This is a genomic window from Clostridioides sp. GD02404 (assembly GCF_045898275.1).
Lineage (GTDB): Bacteria > Bacillota > Clostridia > Peptostreptococcales > Peptostreptococcaceae > Clostridioides > Clostridioides difficile_A.
This window is the reverse complement of sequence record NZ_JBJOCA010000025.1, coordinates 44,039-60,382: the sequence shown is the minus strand read 5'-3', so window position 1 is coordinate 60,382 and position 16,344 is coordinate 44,039. Positions and strand designations below refer to the sequence as shown.

General features: G+C 26.4%; 18 protein-coding genes. 11 read left to right on the top strand and 7 right to left on the bottom strand.

Annotated elements, in window-relative coordinates:
- From Q3287_RS14745 to Q3287_RS14735, 3 genes are all read left to right on the top strand, one after another.
- On the top strand, window positions 1-368 hold a 368-nt coding region (locus tag Q3287_RS14745), incomplete at its 5' end, for an RNA-guided endonuclease TnpB family protein (RefSeq protein WP_407964324.1).
- 204 nt (window positions 369-572) lie between these two features.
- The gene (locus Q3287_RS14740) at window positions 573-953 is read left to right on the top strand and encodes a hypothetical protein (RefSeq protein ID WP_054270145.1); all 381 of its coding nucleotides are present in this window, start codon (window positions 573-575) and stop codon (window positions 951-953) included.
- A 29-nt stretch (window positions 954-982) separates the two neighbouring features.
- Window positions 983-1,270 (top strand): hypothetical protein, encoded by a 288-nt coding sequence (locus Q3287_RS14735; protein ID WP_054270146.1) that lies wholly within the window; start codon window positions 983-985, stop codon window positions 1,268-1,270.
- A gap of 1,309 nt (window positions 1,271-2,579) precedes the next feature.
- On the opposite strand, the gene Q3287_RS14730 is transcribed toward Q3287_RS14735, so the two are convergent.
- Both Q3287_RS14730 and Q3287_RS14725 read right to left on the bottom strand, forming a co-directional pair.
- A complete protein-coding gene (locus Q3287_RS14730; protein WP_054270147.1) occupies window positions 2,580-2,945 on the bottom strand; it encodes a glyoxalase/bleomycin resistance/extradiol dioxygenase family protein in 366 nt (121 codons plus the stop codon).
- A 174-nt stretch (window positions 2,946-3,119) separates the two neighbouring features.
- Window positions 3,120-3,671, bottom strand: a complete 552-nt coding sequence (locus Q3287_RS14725; protein WP_054270148.1) for a helix-turn-helix domain-containing protein — start codon at window positions 3,669-3,671, stop codon at window positions 3,120-3,122.
- Window positions 3,672-3,861: 190 nt separating this feature from the next.
- Between Q3287_RS14725 and Q3287_RS14720 the strand changes: the two genes are divergently transcribed.
- Window positions 3,862-4,824 (top strand): PLP-dependent cysteine synthase family protein, encoded by a 963-nt coding sequence (locus Q3287_RS14720; RefSeq protein WP_054270149.1) that lies wholly within the window; start codon window positions 3,862-3,864, stop codon window positions 4,822-4,824.
- A gap of 413 nt (window positions 4,825-5,237) precedes the next feature.
- Here the strand turns inward: Q3287_RS14720 and Q3287_RS14715 are convergent, their stop codons facing one another.
- Window positions 5,238-5,558, bottom strand: coding sequence for a TIGR04076 family protein (locus tag Q3287_RS14715; protein ID WP_054270150.1), 321 nt, complete (start codon window positions 5,556-5,558; stop codon window positions 5,238-5,240).
- A 680-nt stretch (window positions 5,559-6,238) separates the two neighbouring features.
- Window positions 6,239-6,415 carry a hypothetical protein gene (locus Q3287_RS14710; protein WP_009889562.1) on the bottom strand — a complete coding sequence of 59 codons (177 nt, stop codon included), beginning with the start codon at window positions 6,413-6,415 and terminating at the stop codon, window positions 6,239-6,241.
- Between the two features lie 1,096 nt (window positions 6,416-7,511).
- Between Q3287_RS14710 and Q3287_RS14705 the strand changes: the two genes are divergently transcribed.
- From Q3287_RS14705 to Q3287_RS14680, 6 genes are all read left to right on the top strand, one after another.
- A complete protein-coding gene (locus Q3287_RS14705) occupies window positions 7,512-8,534 on the top strand; it encodes a hypothetical protein (protein ID WP_054270151.1) in 1,023 nt (340 codons plus the stop codon).
- Window positions 8,535-8,546: 12 nt separating this feature from the next.
- Window positions 8,547-9,434 (top strand): ABC transporter ATP-binding protein, encoded by an 888-nt coding sequence (locus Q3287_RS14700; RefSeq protein ID WP_054270152.1) that lies wholly within the window; start codon window positions 8,547-8,549, stop codon window positions 9,432-9,434.
- 5 nt (window positions 9,435-9,439) lie between these two features.
- On the top strand, window positions 9,440-10,213 hold the full coding sequence (locus Q3287_RS14695; protein ID WP_219673101.1) for an ABC transporter permease: 774 nt from the start codon (window positions 9,440-9,442) through the stop codon (window positions 10,211-10,213).
- A 111-nt stretch (window positions 10,214-10,324) separates the two neighbouring features.
- On the top strand, window positions 10,325-11,050 hold the full coding sequence (locus tag Q3287_RS14690; protein WP_054270154.1) for a response regulator transcription factor: 726 nt from the start codon (window positions 10,325-10,327) through the stop codon (window positions 11,048-11,050).
- 3 nt (window positions 11,051-11,053) lie between these two features.
- A complete protein-coding gene (locus tag Q3287_RS14685) occupies window positions 11,054-12,457 on the top strand; it encodes a sensor histidine kinase (protein ID WP_407964323.1) in 1,404 nt (467 codons plus the stop codon).
- Window positions 12,458-12,468: 11 nt separating this feature from the next.
- Complete coding sequence (locus Q3287_RS14680) at window positions 12,469-13,284, top strand: TraX family protein (RefSeq protein WP_231301345.1); 816 nt, start codon at window positions 12,469-12,471, stop codon at window positions 13,282-13,284.
- A gap of 220 nt (window positions 13,285-13,504) precedes the next feature.
- Here the strand turns inward: Q3287_RS14680 and Q3287_RS14675 are convergent, their stop codons facing one another.
- The gene (locus tag Q3287_RS14675; RefSeq protein ID WP_054276609.1) at window positions 13,505-14,125 is read right to left on the bottom strand and encodes a flavodoxin family protein; all 621 of its coding nucleotides are present in this window, start codon (window positions 14,123-14,125) and stop codon (window positions 13,505-13,507) included.
- Window positions 14,126-14,294: 169 nt separating this feature from the next.
- Between Q3287_RS14675 and Q3287_RS14670 the strand changes: the two genes are divergently transcribed.
- A complete protein-coding gene (locus tag Q3287_RS14670) occupies window positions 14,295-14,627 on the top strand; it encodes a helix-turn-helix domain-containing protein (protein WP_054270158.1) in 333 nt (110 codons plus the stop codon).
- Window positions 14,628-14,741: 114 nt separating this feature from the next.
- On the opposite strand, the gene pcp is transcribed toward Q3287_RS14670, so the two are convergent.
- Complete coding sequence (pcp, locus tag Q3287_RS14665) at window positions 14,742-15,383, bottom strand: pyroglutamyl-peptidase I (RefSeq protein WP_054270159.1); 642 nt, start codon at window positions 15,381-15,383, stop codon at window positions 14,742-14,744.
- A 20-nt stretch (window positions 15,384-15,403) separates the two neighbouring features.
- Entirely contained in the window at window positions 15,404-16,336 is a 933-nt protein-coding gene (locus tag Q3287_RS14660) for a DUF979 domain-containing protein (RefSeq protein WP_407964322.1), read from the bottom strand.
- Window positions 16,337-16,344: the final 8 nt, after the last annotated feature.

The window sequence follows — 16,344 nt, the reverse complement described above, 5'->3', positions numbered from 1 at the left end:
GGAAGGATTTTCTACAAAAACTATCTACTAAATTAATACGAGAGAATGATATTATTTGCATAGAGGATTTACAAGTAAAGAATATGACTAGAAATAGTAAACTATCTCGCTTAATTTCTGATGTGTCATGGTCAGAATTTGTTCGTCAATTAGAATATAAGGCTAATTGGTATGGTAGACAAATTGTAAAGGTAGGTAAATTCTTTGCAAGTTCACAAATATGCAATAAATGTGGGTACAAAAACGAGGAAATGAAGAATTTAAATATAAGAGAATGGATTTGTCCTTGTTGTAATGTAACTCACGATAGAGATATAAATGCGAGTATAAATATACTAAAAGAAGGATTAAGACTAATAACAGTTTAAAATAAATAACTTATGTAAGAACCGTAGGAACTATGGGGATAGCCTGTGGAGAATTGGTAAGACATATTTTAGTATGCGAAATTCTATGAAACAGGAACCCTGTGACTTTAGTCATGGGAGGTTCAGGCAACTGTAATAGTAACTAGAGCTATACTTAACAAATATCAGGAAGAAATACTTGCAGATGTAAAGTATTTTGTAAAAATGACATATGATAAACGTAATTTGCCTGATGGATATCCTGGATACAAAATAACTAATGTGAGTGGTGGTGTTATATCTAAGTCAGACTCACAAATGACTCCTACAAAATTATATCTACGTTCAATTTCTGGTTACAGTAGATATCTTAATGCTACAGGGAATCGTACTTCTGGAATAGAAAAATTTAATTCTACAACATGGAATTCACCAAAAATGGGTTCTACATATTCATTTTCTCCAAGTTCTAATTACTACTATGATGCTAGTGGAGCAGGTGGAGTAAATGCACAGGCTCATTTAACAGTAAAGAGAAGTGTATCAAGTGCCACTTGGACTGATTATGTAGATGTTTTTATAGGAACTAGATTTGGTTTAACATAAAATATAAATATGGAATTTAGGTGCTTTTTATGAAAATTTTTTTATATGTTTTATATAGTTTTATAGTTATTACGATTAATTTTATATTAAAAGAAAAAAATTATAACTTTATTTTATTAGCAATATTTTTTATACTTCTATTAATTCAAAATGGGGTATTAAAAACAGGTTATCAAAATAGAGCCACATTTTATCAAGACAATTACTTTAATGAAGAAAATAAAAATGATGAGATAAAGCTTATGACTATAAAGAATTTTATACTTTTGTCTTTACCAGTATGCTTTAATATACTATTCAACTATTTAATTTCTTAAATTGCATTTAGATTTATTTTAGTAGTATATAAATTAAATTTAAATATTAGACAAAAAGGTGATAGATAATTTCTATCACCTTTTTAATATATTCTACTTCAAAAATAATTTTTTATTAGTTAAAAAAATTATAGTATATGTTGTAATAATACGAACGAAATTTATTCTACAAAATAAAATATAATAAAAATAATTCATTTTGATATTTGTGCCCTTAAACACTTCAAACATCTTAAAAGGGTGATTTTTTCATTTCTCCAAACAACCTTGTTTTTTTATATGTAATTATTAAATCAATCTTATTTTCTTATAATATTTCTGTTACAGTACAAATGAGATTATCTAAGTCAAAACTTCGAGTTATTTTTAGTTGCTTGTTATTTACTACTCTTTTAAGTATATAAGTCTTAAAACACATTTATATCACCCCATATATTTATAAAGTAGATGAAACTTAAAAGATGCTCTAGAAAAGAAAATCTATATAACTATGTATCTATAAAATTATAATAATCATATGAACTATCAGTATAAACAATCAATATATGTGTATATCCATACAATTTATTTTTAAATATACATATTATTACCCACATAAAAACTTTCACAAAACCAAAAGAGTATATATTTTTGATGACTGCTTGATATAACTTATAATTCGTTTTATAAGTCTTATTTAATATATATTTATGACACTAAATTCCTTTGGTTTTACCAATTTAGTTTTATTCTACAATTAAAACAATATAATACAACTAGATATTATTCAACAGATATGTTTGAAAATTGAATAAATTTATAGATATGAATAATCTTTTTTATATGTAAAAGGGTAAAGAAATATTTAATAAGTAATAATAGAAGATATTAAAAAAGAGTGCAAAAGCACTCCAATTGTGAGAAATATATACATGAAATCATTATTACAACAATGAAAAATGTACATATAAGAGACGTTTTGTATTTATCTTACATGATAACCTATTAATGTTAACTAAATGTTCATCATAGTAACATAAAAGAAAAAAGGAGTAATTCATACTCCGTTTGTCAAAAATATAAAACTTTCATATAAGGTTATTATAACATAATTAATAAAAGTGTAAAGATATATAATAAATTTGTAAAGCTAAAGATAAAAACATAAATCCTAGTTTAAAGGATTTATCTCAGATTGTTGGCTAATAGCTTCTTGGTTTGATAAAACTTAAGAAGCTATCTCGATTTTACCATAAGCTTTTTTAAGACTTAAAAGATTGGTATTAACAAGCTAAATTTACAATAGGGTTACTTACTAATATACAATCAGCTATACCCAAAATGCCCACATTACACCAAATCTATCTTCAAATCTTACAGTGCATGGACTGTAATCTGTGGATTGTATTGGGTTAATTGTAATACTTTCAAACTCCATATTTGAATAAGCTCTTTTTAACTCATCTTCATTATCAAACTGGAGACATAACTGATATCCTCCAGACTTTGAAACTCCATCACTATTACCAAAATCATTTAGTATGAGCAATCCATCATGAATTGTTAGTTCTGCATGAACGACAAGACTTGAATTGGAATCCTCAATGAGCGTTTTAACATCAGCATATAGTGCATTCTTATATAGCTCTATCGCCTCTTTACAATTTCCGTTAAAATATATATGAGTTATGAGCATTAAAATCCCTCCTGTGTTTTATATTATAATATCATTTACATTATACGACTAAATGTTGTCTGCATTATATCATAATCAATTTAAAAAGGCTATCGACAGTTTTATGTTGATAGCCTGATATAAATCTTAGTTTAAAGAATTTATATTTTTGTATAAGAAATAATTATTCTATTTTTAAACTGGATAGTAATTTATTATTACTGTTTTTAATGTTTTTTCCCCTTGATTATGGTATGTATGTACTGATTCAGCTGAAAAACAAATAGAGTCATTCTCTTTAAGTTGATAAACGCAATCATTTGCTTCTAATTTTAATTGTCCTTCTAGAATCATAATGTATTCTTGTGATTTTTCAGAATGACCAACAGATGTATAACTATGACCCTCTTCTAATTCCATTTGAAATAACTCAAAGTTTCTAGTTGGTGTATTAGGATAATAACAATAAAGACGATAATCTTCATTTTCTGAAACTTGTACATCTATATCAGCTTTTGACACAATAAAAGTTTCATTTTGAGGTTGATCAAGTATAGCAGTATATGGAACATTTAATCCACTTGCAATTTTCCAAATTGTATTTACTGTTGGATTAGAGTCGCCTTTTTCAATTTGTGATAACATGACCTTACTTACACCAGATAATTCTGCAAGTTGACCTAGACTTAGGTTACGTTCATTACGTAATCTATTTAAATTTTTAGCAATAATAGTATTAATACTCATATTAACTCCTTAAAATGTAAATTATTGACAAATATAATTTACGAATGTATAATTTATTTAACGTTATTTATAATTTACAAAGGTATAATATAATGAACGTTAAGTATACTGTACATCCGTAATATAAATTATAATGCATAAAGGACTGTTTTTCAATGGATGTTAGTTGAGAGATTAAGGGGGAATTGTAATGCATGTACTTAATAATGTTACAGAAGCTATAGGCAATACTCATATGTTATGTTTATCTAAAATAGCAAAGGAATTTGGAGTTGAAGGTAATATCTATGCAAAGATGGAATATTTAAATCCAGGATTCAGTAAAAAGGATCGTGTAGCATTACAAATGATTACAGAAGCAGAAAATGCAGGGTTATTAGTTCCAGGTCAAGCAGTTGTGGAATTAACAAGTGGCAATACAGGAACAGGATTAGCAATAGCTTGTGCATGTAAAGGTTATAAATTTATTGCATGTATGTCAAAAGGAAATTCTATGGAAAGAGCAAGAATGATGAAAGCTTTAGGAGCAGAAGTAGTTCTTGTAGACCAAATGCCAAATTCAGTTCATGGACAAGTATCAGGTGAAGATTTAGCACTTGTAGAAGTCGAGGCTCAAAAAATAGCAAAAGAAAGAAATGCATTTAGAGCAGACCAATTCAATCTAGAAGCTTGTAACCACGCACATGAATGTTATACAGCAGAAGAAATGTGGGAGCAATTAGATGGAAATATTGATGTATTTGTAGATTTTCTTGGAAGTGGTAGTACTTTTGCTGGTTGTTCAAAAACACTTAAAAAACATAATCCTTCTATTAAATGCTATGTGGTTGAACCTGCAACAGCAGCAATTTATTCAGGTAAAGAAATAACTGACCAAGGGCATAAAATACAAGGTGGAGGCTACTCTATGGATTTGCCACTAGTAGACAAAAAACTTATTGATGGATACATTCAAGTAACAGATGATGAAGCAACTGATGTAGCAAGAAAATTAGCTAAATTAGAGGGTGTCTTTGCAGGTTTTTCTTCTGGTGCAAATGTATGCGCAGCAATTAAGTTATTACAAAGTACAGAAAAAGGGAAAAGTATAGTTTTAACTCTTAATGATAGTGGTCTAAAATATTTAAGTACTGATTTATACGAAGAATTATAATAATGTTAGAACAGTGATATATTATTTCTTAAATTAAATATATAGATTTAAATTATAAAAAGTATCTCAATGTAGTTTTTGAAAATTATAAAGGAGATGCTTTTTATTTTATAAACATAGAATACCATAGGCGTAATAATAAAATAGTGGGAAATGAATCAATATGTAAGAGGGCATATACTGTAACTATTTTCTTAGATTGTATAAAATTAGACATAAGTATAAATAGATAAAGCTACTCTTATTTAGTAAGCTTTACCTATTATAACTAATTAAAAAAAGTAATCTTGTAGATGTAAATTAGTTTTTGAAAGAAATTAAATTCTGAAATTAGATTTATACTTTAGAAACATGAAGGTATATAAAATTTGACTAGATAATAGAATCAATTATTAGTATAAGTGTATTTTATACTACATTTTAGATTCTTCATCTGTTCTCTCAATTTTAAAAATAACAGGACGAATACCATCATTGCAAGAACATATAGCAATTCCTTCTTTATCTATCCAATCTCCATAGTAAAACAATTCACTACCATGAGATAAAGCAAATACATACTGATACATTGCCTTCCATGCTTCATCACATAATTTCTCAGGTTTAGCAAAATCTCCAAAAAATACTTCTCCTACTTTATGCATAGGGCATTTTCCAATACCTTCACATCCATATTTATCTGCTAAATCTTGATGGAATGTAGTTTTTATAACTTCTATTTTACATTTTTTCATAAAAATCATCTCCTTATATATTTGTTTATATAAGTATATGTTCTATTTTATGTTTAAACAAGTACTTACTTTTAAGTAAAGTACTAACGTTTGGGAGAGTACTCTTAATATAGAACTTAGTTATACACAAATCTACAATCGTGTAGATAACATGAAAATTAGTAAATTATTGACATGAAGATAACTTGTATTAAATGAACTTTAAATAAACTAATTCATAAAAATAATAAATAAAAATATAAATAAACATAAAGAAAAGATAAGAATTTTGTCTAGTTATACATTTTTATTGACCAGTTATGCAGTTGATATTGAATATTCTAAATATTGGTGTTATTTTATAGGTGGTTTAAACATACTAGGGGGATTTTATAGATGTTATTTGTATGATTTATAGAGAATGTACAAAATAGTAAAAATTTAGGCTATATTTGATGAGATTACAGAATATATGTATAGAAAAATGCTCATACATTAAGTTAGGTATAAGGAATGTATAATTTGTATTGGATGATTTATTTTTATATGTATGCTTTTAACTGTTTTAATGAAAAAGTAAAGATGTACTCCCAATACATCTTTACTTTAGCAGAAGTTATAGTTACTTATAAAGTACAAAAAAATTATATATTTATTAAGGTAGGTAAATCCAAAAAGGCTTTCCTAGGAAAAACTTAATTTTAATTATATCGACTCACTAATAATAAAACTTGATGTAAGCATGTTTCAACTACAGTTTCTCCATATTCTGATATAAAATCATCTAATTGTGTATCTAAAAAATTACAATAATCGTATGAACTACTTATATAAGCAGTTAATATATGTGTACATTTGTCTATTTCTCCAATAAACATATTATTCATCCCCCTAAAAAATTTAGTAAAATCAAAAATTGTATTTTAGTAACAAAATAACAAAACTTATAAAATTTTTTAGTACTAGTTCCTATAACTCTATAAAACCAAATCTTCCTAGTTTTACCAATTTAGTTTTATTCTACAAATATATAATACTAGAAGATGCTTTATTATTCAACATGCTTGTTTGAAAATGAAAAATATTATGAAATTATACTTATTGCTTTTAAAAGAAAAACTAATGATAAATAAGTCTATATTCAATTATTTATATTAAAAATTGTGATTTGAAATTAACTAGTTTAATTTCAAATGGGTAAATATAAAAAGTAGCTGGATAAAATTTTTAAAACAAAATAGCAAAATAGAAAATTTATTTTACTATTGGTAAAAATTTTTAAGGCATATATAATAAAAAAATATATAAAGTCTTTATAAACAACAAAAGATATAGAGAATTGTGCATAACAATTCTTTATATCTTTTTAATATATTTAAAAATTTTATAACTTAATAAGAAATTTAGAAATACACATAGAGTAAATTTTATTAATTAATATTAAATAAACTGGATAAAAGAATAACTATTTAATAATCTTTCCACAATAAGGACAGTAAGAGCCACTCTTTAAAAGTTCCATCCTTGAATCTAGACAATGATTACAGTTTGGACAACGGTAAAATTGCCACTCAATAAAAATACCAAAAAGAATAAAAATAATTGAAAACATATAATTTCCAATAAAAATAATAAAGGCAGCTGCAATGATAAACATGCTGATGGATGCTAAAAAGCTTATTTTCAACTTTGTATAAATATCTATATTTCTCATATAATCACCAACTTATTTTAAATTTAATCTTACTAATAAAAGTATAGCAAGTCTCTTACAAAAAAGAGAATCTAAAAGATTACAATAAAAAATAAACATATTACAAGCTATTTTATAAAATAGTAAATTTAAAAGCCTACTTTTGATGAGTTTCAATAAATCAAATAATTTAAGCTTTATTTAAGGTTAAGACTATATTGATATAAGATTCAAGTTTTAATATATATGTGTAATCAAAATAATTTAGGAGGATTAGTACATTGGTAAATTGGGAAATGAAAAAACTGATTAAATCTAAAAATATGTTTATATCTTTAGGGATATTAATGTTAATACTATCAATCAATATCTTTGTTAAACCAGTTTTAGAGACGGAAAACTATTATATAGATAAAGAAAGAGGGCGTATAGAAGATACAAGAAGTAGTGATGATATAGGTAATTATAAATTTCAAAATAAGATTAATATTTTAAATCAACTTTCAAATCAAAAAGATACAGATGTATTTTCTAAAAAAATTAAGTCAATGTCAAATATCAAACTTTATAATTTAAGTGTGAATCAGTATAAAGATGTTAGTTTTTGGAAGGTGTTTAATTATAGAGCTACAAATACACTTATAAATGTAGGGATGTTAATTACTATCGCTATAATTATCTCAAATATTTATATAGACGAAGTGGTTTATTCAGTAAGAGATATCATACTATCATCAAAAGAGAAGAAAAAAGCATTAAAGTCAAAAATAGTTGTTGCTTTATTAGTTCCACTAATAATTTATTCTGTTTATTTGATTGGAATATTCATCATAACTTGTATGCAACAAGGTATGCCAACTAATGGAGATTTAGAAGCTTTAAGAATAGTAGATAACATAGCTACTTTGAAATCAAATTTAAGCATAATAAATTATGTGATATCAAATATAGGTATTGAGCTTTTAATGTTTGAAGGATGGGCTATGATAGCCATATTAGGTTCATTTATAAGTAAATCTTCAATAACATCAATAAGTTTTTTTATATTTATCATAGCTATAACTAAGATAATGTCAGTAATTCATGTATTACCTAAACAATTACTTTTAGTTATTTCTACTGTAAATTATTATGATTTGATATTTGGATTTAATAAAATAATAGGAAATTATCTAGGAGAGATTATGATATTTAAAATGCATATAGATATTGTTAATCTATCAATAGGGTCTTTGATAGCAATATTCGTAGGTGCTATGTCATTATGTTTCTTAGTAATAAAGTCAGATTATATAAGTAAATAAAGGAGAGTTAAGATGAATAAGTTAGAAATAAAAAATCTTTCAAAGATATATGGTAAAAAAGTAGTAAATGATAATATTACAATAACGCTAGAAAATGGAGTTTATGGTCTTTTAGGACCCAATGGAGCAGGAAAATCTACTTTAATGAAACAAATAACAACATTGATAAAACCTAACAATGGCCAAATTCTCTATAATGGTAAGGATATATTTAAGATGGATGATGATTATAGAAACATTTTAGGATACTTGCCACAAGAATTTGGAATTTATAAAAACTTTACGGCAAAACAATTTTTACAGTATATAGGGGCATTAAAAGGTTTAAAGGGAAAAGATTTAGATAGTAATATAGATGAATTATTGGAATTAGTAGGACTTTATGATGTAAGAAATAAGGCTATAGGAAAATTTTCTGGTGGTATGAAGAGAAGAGTTGGCATAGCACAAGTTTTATTAAATAATCCGAAAATAATAGTCCTTGATGAGCCAACAGCTGGTCTTGACCCACAAGAAAGAGCTAGATTTAGAAACTTAATAGCTAAAATATCTAGAGATAAGATAATAATTCTTTCTACTCATATAATTTCAGACATAGAATCAGTTGCAAAAGAAACAATAATGATTAAAAATGGTAAACTTCTAGTGAAAGGAACACACAAAGAAATATTAAGTCACATGGAAAATAAAGTATATCATATTCAAGTTGAAAATGAGTGTGAAATTGATAAAATTCAATCTAAGTATAAGGTTATAAGTATTCAAAGTGATGTTAATTCAATAGTACTTAGAATAGTTTCAGATGATATTCCAACTGAAACTAATACACAAGCAGTTCAAGCAAAATTTGAAGATGTATATATGTTTTACTTTGATTTAGAAGATGCAAAGGAGGTATAGTATAAATGATGTATTTAGTTAAATCTGAAATGATAAAAATATTAAAATCAAAAAGTATTTGGATGGTTTGGTTGTTTCTGCTATTTTTTGGTTTTGTTCTGATTAGAAAATTTGATGTTTTAGATACGTACTCAGATATATTTTACAAGATAGAAGGTTCTATACCTTTAATAGGTTTAGTAATGTTTATAATAACTTCTGGAAATTATACAAAAGAATATGATTCTAATATGACTGGTTTAATAAATACAACTAAAAATGGGAAAAAATCAGTAGTATTATCAAAACTAGTAGCTAATGGTTTAATTTTGTCTATAATTAATATTTCTTTTATACTATTAGTAGGAATTAGAGGATTTAGTTTTTTTGACTTTAAATATTTGGATGAACCAATTAAAAACTTATGGTATTTTGGAAATAGTAATTTAAATCTTACAGTAATCCAAATGTATCTTATTGTTATAGTAACAACTATTTTGGCTTCTTTTATATTTGCACAAATAGGTTTAACACTTTCATCTATATTTAAATCCTCTATAATACCATTTATACTAGGTGGCTTGATAATGGCAATACCATATTTTAGCGTAGGTTTTATTCCAGATAAAGCCATAAAATTTATGTCAATAACTCCAAACTGGATTATGATGAGTCAACAAATTGTTAGATACAATGTACCAAATACATTGATAGGTTTATCAATAGTAATCTCAATTACATTAATGATAATATTAACCCAAATAACATATAAAAATTTTACATCAAGTGAAAGATTTTAACCAAAAATAATAGTAACTTTATTTATGTATTAACCTATTTTAAAACAATATAAATAAATTTTTAAGAAAATGTATGCTAATATATAGGTAAATTATAATAGGAGGTTATTTATGGAAAATAGTATTTTAATAATAGATGATGAGGTAGAAATATTAAAACTTTTAGAAACTGTATTAAAGAAAGAAGGTTTTAATAACGTATATACTGCAAAAACTAGAAGAGAAGGATTAGAAATATTTAAAAATATTAACCCTGATTTAATTATACTAGATATTATGTTACCTGATGGAGAAGGTTATGATATTTGTAAAGAAATAAGAAAAAACTCTAATTCTCCAATAATATTTTTGTCAGCTAAAACAGAAGAATTAGACAAATTACTTGGACTTGCAATTGGAGGAGATGATTATGTTACAAAACCATTTAGTCCTAAGGAAGTAGCTTTTAGGGTCAAAGCTCACTTAAGAAGATTAAGTTATTTTAATGAGAGCCAAAATGGAAGCGTGGATTTAGACAATGATAAAGAAAAAATTATATCATTTGGACCATATAAATTAAATGAAAGTAGAGCAGAACTTATAAAAGATGGGCAGTCCATAGGATTATCCGCAAAAGAATTAAAAATATTATCTTTATTTGCACACAATCAAAATCAGATTATAAGTAAAGAGAGATTATGGGATAAGGTGTGGGGAGAAGATTATGTGGGTTTTGATAATACTATAATGGTTCATATAAGAAAGATTAGAGAAAAATTGGAGGATAATCCCTCAAAACCAGAATATATTTTGACAATAAAAGGCCTTGGATATAAATTAGCAGTAAAGGAAGATTAGAGTATGAGATGGAAGATTACTAGAAACTTTATGCTCACAATCGTATTTGTAGTTATATCAGTAGTTATTATAAATATCATTTCTATACTGTATGTTGTTTCAACTAATAGTTTTTTTAAAGCGGTGGACTCTAAAAATAATCCTGAAGAATTTGCACGTTCTTTTGAAAAAGATTTATATGAAAAAAATGGAGTGCTTAGGCTATCAAAGATTGGAATTGATAAACTAGAAAAATCAAATTCTTGGTTACAAGTTTTAAATGATTCAGGTGAAGAAGTCTATGGAATGAATGTACCAAAGGATACTCCTAAAAAATATACGCCATTTCAGATGGTTAATAATTACAAGTATAGAGAAACAAATTACATTAATTTTATTTTAGAAAAAACTCTAAACAAAAAACATTTAAATGTAATAGTTGGTATGCCTAGTAGAGATACATCAAGAATAATTTTTACTTATTCTAATGATAGTGTTAAAGAAACTTTAAATAAAATCATTATTATAACACTTGTGATTGATGGAATGGTAGCATTGGGTGTTGGCTACTTATTTAGTAGAAAGCTTACAAAACCAATATCAAGTGTGTTATGGAGTGTTGAGACTATGGCCAATGGAAATTATAGTTTATACCTTAAAGATAGAGGTATATATGAAGAAGTGTTTGCAAACATCAATATGCTGGCTTATACTTTAAGAATAAATGAAGCAGAGAGAAAAGAAAATGAAAAATTGAGAGAAGAATGGCTAGCAAATATAACACATGATATAAAAACTCCTTTATCATCTATACAAGGATATGCAGAAATAATCAATGACAAAGATTATGAGTTTGTAGAAGATGAATTACGAGAATATACAGAAATTATATACAATAAATCTAAGTATATAAAAGATTTGGTTGATGACCTAAATTTATCTACTCGACTAAAAAATAATAATATAGTTTTGAATAAGAAAAAAATAAATTTAATTGGTTTGGTTAGAAATATAATAGTGGATATTTTAAATGATAATAGATATAAAAATAGGTATATTGAGTTTGAATGTTATGAAGAGTCAATAGAAGTACATGTAGACCCAATATTGTTAAGAAGAGCCATAACTAATCTTATATTTAATTCAATAGTTCATAATAGTGAGGATACTTTGATAGAGATAAAAATTATAAAAAAAGATAATATAGAAATTATAATAAAAGATAGTGGAGTTGGGATAAGCGAAAATGATTTAAAACATATTTTTGAGAAATATTACAGAGGTACCAATACAGGCGAATTACATAAAGGTTCAGGGCTTGGGATGGCTATTTCTAAAGAGATAATAGAGATTCATAAAGGAAATATCTATGTAAATAGTAAAATTGGAGTAGGGACAGAAATTATTATAGAAATAAATCAAAATTAGGGGAGAATAATATGAATTTTTTTAAAAAAGGAATAAATGGGTTTACTATTAAGATGTTGGCATTAATATTTATGACATTTGACCATATAGCAGCATTTATGCCAGAAACAATGCAAATACCTATTTGGTTTCATTGGATAGGTAGAATATCAGCACCTTTATTTACGTTTATGGCAGTGGAAGGATTTTATCACACTAGTAACAGGAAAAAGTACATAACTAGGTTGTATATTTGGTCTGTTATTATGGCAATAGGAAATCAAATAATTAATAGTGTATTTCCACATCCAGAAGGGGTAATAATTATAAACAATATTTTTTCAACAATATTTTTGATAGCAATTTATTTACAAGCAATAGAATTTATAAAGAAATTTAGAAAAGAAAGAGAAGTAAAATATCTTATTATAGGGTTAACAATGATAATAGCCCCTATAATATTAGGAATATTTATAATAACTATACTTTTCAAATCATTTAATGAGTTTCTAGCTTTATTTATGACTTTAGTACCAGTACCATTTTTAGTAGAAGGTGGACCAATTCTTATTACACTTGGAATTATTTTTTATTTGTGTAGAGAGAAGAAACTTAATTTAAGTATTTGCTATATTTTAATGTGTATCTTTGTATTTATAACAATGGCAAATGGAGATTTTAGTTTAAAAAATTCTACTTTACAAAATTACCAATGGATGATGGTTGCCTCTTTACCTTTCATGTTGCTTTACAATAGAGAAAAAGGTAAGAGTATGAAATATTTGTTTTATTTATATTATCCAGTCCATATATATGTGTTGTATATTTTAGGGGTATACTTAATATAATTTTAAAATATAAAATGTGTGCATTAAAACACTTCTGCTTAAAAATAACATTGGATATAAGTATAATATTACTGGAACTTGAAACTTTTTAATAAAAAACAATAAAACAGAGATTTGATATATACATTTAATAACTCTGTTTTATTATTTTTTGTAATATATATTTTTATTTATAGATTAGCATTTTCATTATTAATAAATTCCACTATATTTTCATTATCTATTTTATAAAATTAGTCATAACTTTCTCTTCATACTGTGGTTCTTTAATTCCAGATTTCTTACCAGCTGAAATACATTTAAGAAGCCATGCCATGTTTTCGCCTAAAGTTCGCATGGTTTGTAAGCCTTCTTCATCCTTCATAACATCTTCTGGTGTAAAACCATGTACCTGATTCCAATACTGTGATGATACAATAGGCATATTGCTAATTGAAAAATATTTGTTGAGTTGGTCAAATGTTGCAGTTGCACCACCACGTCTACAGGATACAATTGAAGCACCTAATTTTGTAGCCATGCGACTACCAGCTATGAAAAATAAACGGTCAAGAAATGAAGTTAATTGACCACTTGCACTAGAAAAATAAACAGGAGAACCAATAATGATACCATCAATATTATCAAGTTCCTCAACTAATTCATTAACCTTATCATCACAAATACATTTTCCAGTTTCGAAACAAGATGAGCAAGCAATACATCCTGGGATTGCTTTTTTACCTAAATACAGTATTTCTGTTTCAATATCATGTTTATTTAATACTTTAGTAACCTCAGTTAATGCTGTATAAGTACATCCATATTGGTTTGGGCTACCATTAATCAATAAAACTTTCATTATAAATTTCCTCCAATAAACTTTATTTAATAGATTTTCACCTATATATTACACTTCCTATTATCAAATTGACTTTCAATTATTCTTACACTATAATTTTATTATAAATTATCTTAAAAACAAGTACGCACATTTTTGTTCAATACTAACCAAAAGGAGAGTGTAACATATGGGTATAGATTATATCTCAAATACAGATTTAAGTGAAACAGGATTTAGCTATACACTTTCATTGATTAATGGCAAATATAAAATGATAATTCTTTATTGTCTTGTAGAATTTAAGGTTGTCAGATATAATGCATTAAAGCGTTATATAAATACAATTTCCTATAAAACCTTGAGTTTATCATTGAAGGAATTGGAGGCAGATAACTTGATTATTCGTACTGAATATCCTCAAATACCTCCTAAGGTAGAATATAGTCTATCTGAAAGAGGAAAATCTTTGATTCCAATTCTAGATGCAATGTGTGAGTGGGGAGAGAAGAATAAACTTTAATTTTATATTTGTATGTATTATAAAAAGACTGTAAGTAAATATCTAAACAAATTTACTTACAGTCTTTACTTGAATAACTCTTATTTGAAATTTATAAAAATATTCAAAGAGTCATTATGAAATTTCACCACCAATTTCCTCTATATCATTTTTATAGATAGTACAAGCTTCCACAGCTAATTCTAAGCCTTTCACTATTTCTTCTAGAGACATAAAAGGTGTATTCTTTTTATCTATTATCTGTGAAGTCATATATGGTATGTGTATAAAGCCACCTCTTATATTAGGATATTTTTTGTCTATCATGTAAAGAATTCCATACATTACATGATTACAAACAAATGTACCTGCAGTGTTTGAAACACTTGCTGGAATTTTATTTTCATTCATATGCTTTACCATAGCTTTTACAGGTAATTTTGAAAAATATGCAGGTTGACCATCTTCTTTTATAACAGTATCTATGACTTGGTTACCTTCATTATCTTTTATTCTAAAGTCATCTACATTTATAGCTACCCTCTCAGGAGTAATATCAAATCTACCTCCAGCTTGTCCAACTGATATTACTATATCTGGATTGTGCTGTTGGATAGCTTTATCTATAGCTTCAACAGATTTTGTCATAACTGTTGGTATAGTTATTTTTATAATTTCTGCGCCATTTATATTATCATTAACCCTTTCAACTGCTTCTTGAGCTGGATTTATTGGTTCTCCACCAAATGGGTCGAATCCTGTTAATAAAATTTTCATTATTTTACCTCCTAATTGTATTAAAATCCTAAAAAATACATTACTAATATGTGAGCTATAATTAATACTAAAGCAACTGGTGCCTGGTATTTTATAACAATGTAGTCGTTTTTGCATTCAAGTAAAGCTGCTGGAACTATATTAAAATTAGCAGCCATTGGAGTAAGTAAAGTTCCACAATATCCTGCTGTTAATGCTAGTGCTCCAATTATAGCAGGATTTCCACCTTGAGACAATACGAAAGGAATTCCAATTCCTGCTGTTATGACTGAAAACGCAGCAAATGCATTTCCCATTATCATAGTAAATATAACCATACCTAATACATATGCTATAACACCAAATAATCTGTTATCAGCAGGAACTACACCAGATATCATATTTGAAATGACTTCACCAACTCCAGCTTGAGTAAATAGAGCGCCTAATGCAACCAAAAGTTGTGGTAACATACTAGCAGGTCCCATTTGCTGAAGTAATCTTGAGCCATCTTGAATTGATGTAGTAGGCTTTGCTTTAGTTATTATAAGAGCTGCTATTAATGCAATTATTGAACCCACACCTATTGCGAACTGTGAAGAATTGTCAAAATTAGTAAGGCTCATAGCCACAACTACTGCAGCAAATGCTAATATTAATGAGGGTATAAATATTTTATTTTTAAGTTTATCTGCTTGTTCTTTCCCAAAATTCTCATTCGGTTCTTCATATTTTGCAAATACAACTTGTTTGGAAAGTGTCAAAAAACTAGATAATATTAGAATTATTCCGATTATATTAGCTGGAATCAGTCTACCAAATATGAAGGGTAATGATATCAGTATCCAAAATAATGATGTACCATATTTCTTATTGTTATCTATTGTAGTAAAAGACCTATATGCTATTACAACCATCAGAAAACCCATCAGTGCATAAAAAACTTCTAATGATATATTTATAAAATTTTGCATTTTTATTC

What these genes read in the sequence shown, in the direction of transcription:
- Q3287_RS14660 (WP_407964322.1), bottom strand. Translation starts at nt 16,336, where the DNA reads ATGCAAAATTTTATAAATATATCATTAGAAGTTTTTTATGCACTGATG.
- pcp (WP_054270159.1), bottom strand. Translation starts at nt 15,383, where the DNA reads ATGAAAATTTTATTAACAGGATTCGACCCATTTGGTGGAGAACCAATA.
- Q3287_RS14710 (WP_009889562.1), bottom strand. Translation starts at nt 6,415, where the DNA reads ATGTTTATTGGAGAAATAGACAAATGTACACATATATTAACTGCTTAT.
- Q3287_RS14675 (WP_054276609.1), bottom strand. Translation starts at nt 14,125, where the DNA reads ATGAAAGTTTTATTGATTAATGGTAGCCCAAACCAATATGGATGTACT.
- Q3287_RS14730 (WP_054270147.1), bottom strand. Translation starts at nt 2,945, where the DNA reads ATGCTCATAACTCATATATATTTTAACGGAAATTGTAAAGAGGCGATA.
- Q3287_RS14700 (WP_054270152.1), top strand. Translation starts at nt 8,547, where the DNA reads ATGAATAAGTTAGAAATAAAAAATCTTTCAAAGATATATGGTAAAAAA.
- Q3287_RS14740 (WP_054270145.1), top strand. Translation starts at nt 573, where the DNA reads ATGACATATGATAAACGTAATTTGCCTGATGGATATCCTGGATACAAA.
- Q3287_RS14690 (WP_054270154.1), top strand. Translation starts at nt 10,325, where the DNA reads ATGGAAAATAGTATTTTAATAATAGATGATGAGGTAGAAATATTAAAA.
- Q3287_RS14725 (WP_054270148.1), bottom strand. Translation starts at nt 3,671, where the DNA reads ATGAGTATTAATACTATTATTGCTAAAAATTTAAATAGATTACGTAAT.
- Q3287_RS14685 (WP_407964323.1), top strand. Translation starts at nt 11,054, where the DNA reads ATGAGATGGAAGATTACTAGAAACTTTATGCTCACAATCGTATTTGTA.
- Q3287_RS14680 (WP_231301345.1), top strand. Translation starts at nt 12,469, where the DNA reads ATGAATTTTTTTAAAAAAGGAATAAATGGGTTTACTATTAAGATGTTG.
- Q3287_RS14720 (WP_054270149.1), top strand. Translation starts at nt 3,862, where the DNA reads ATGCATGTACTTAATAATGTTACAGAAGCTATAGGCAATACTCATATG.
- Q3287_RS14695 (WP_219673101.1), top strand. Translation starts at nt 9,440, where the DNA reads ATGATGTATTTAGTTAAATCTGAAATGATAAAAATATTAAAATCAAAA.
- Q3287_RS14735 (WP_054270146.1), top strand. Translation starts at nt 983, where the DNA reads ATGAAAATTTTTTTATATGTTTTATATAGTTTTATAGTTATTACGATT.
- Q3287_RS14715 (WP_054270150.1), bottom strand. Translation starts at nt 5,558, where the DNA reads ATGAAAAAATGTAAAATAGAAGTTATAAAAACTACATTCCATCAAGAT.
- Q3287_RS14670 (WP_054270158.1), top strand. Translation starts at nt 14,295, where the DNA reads ATGGGTATAGATTATATCTCAAATACAGATTTAAGTGAAACAGGATTT.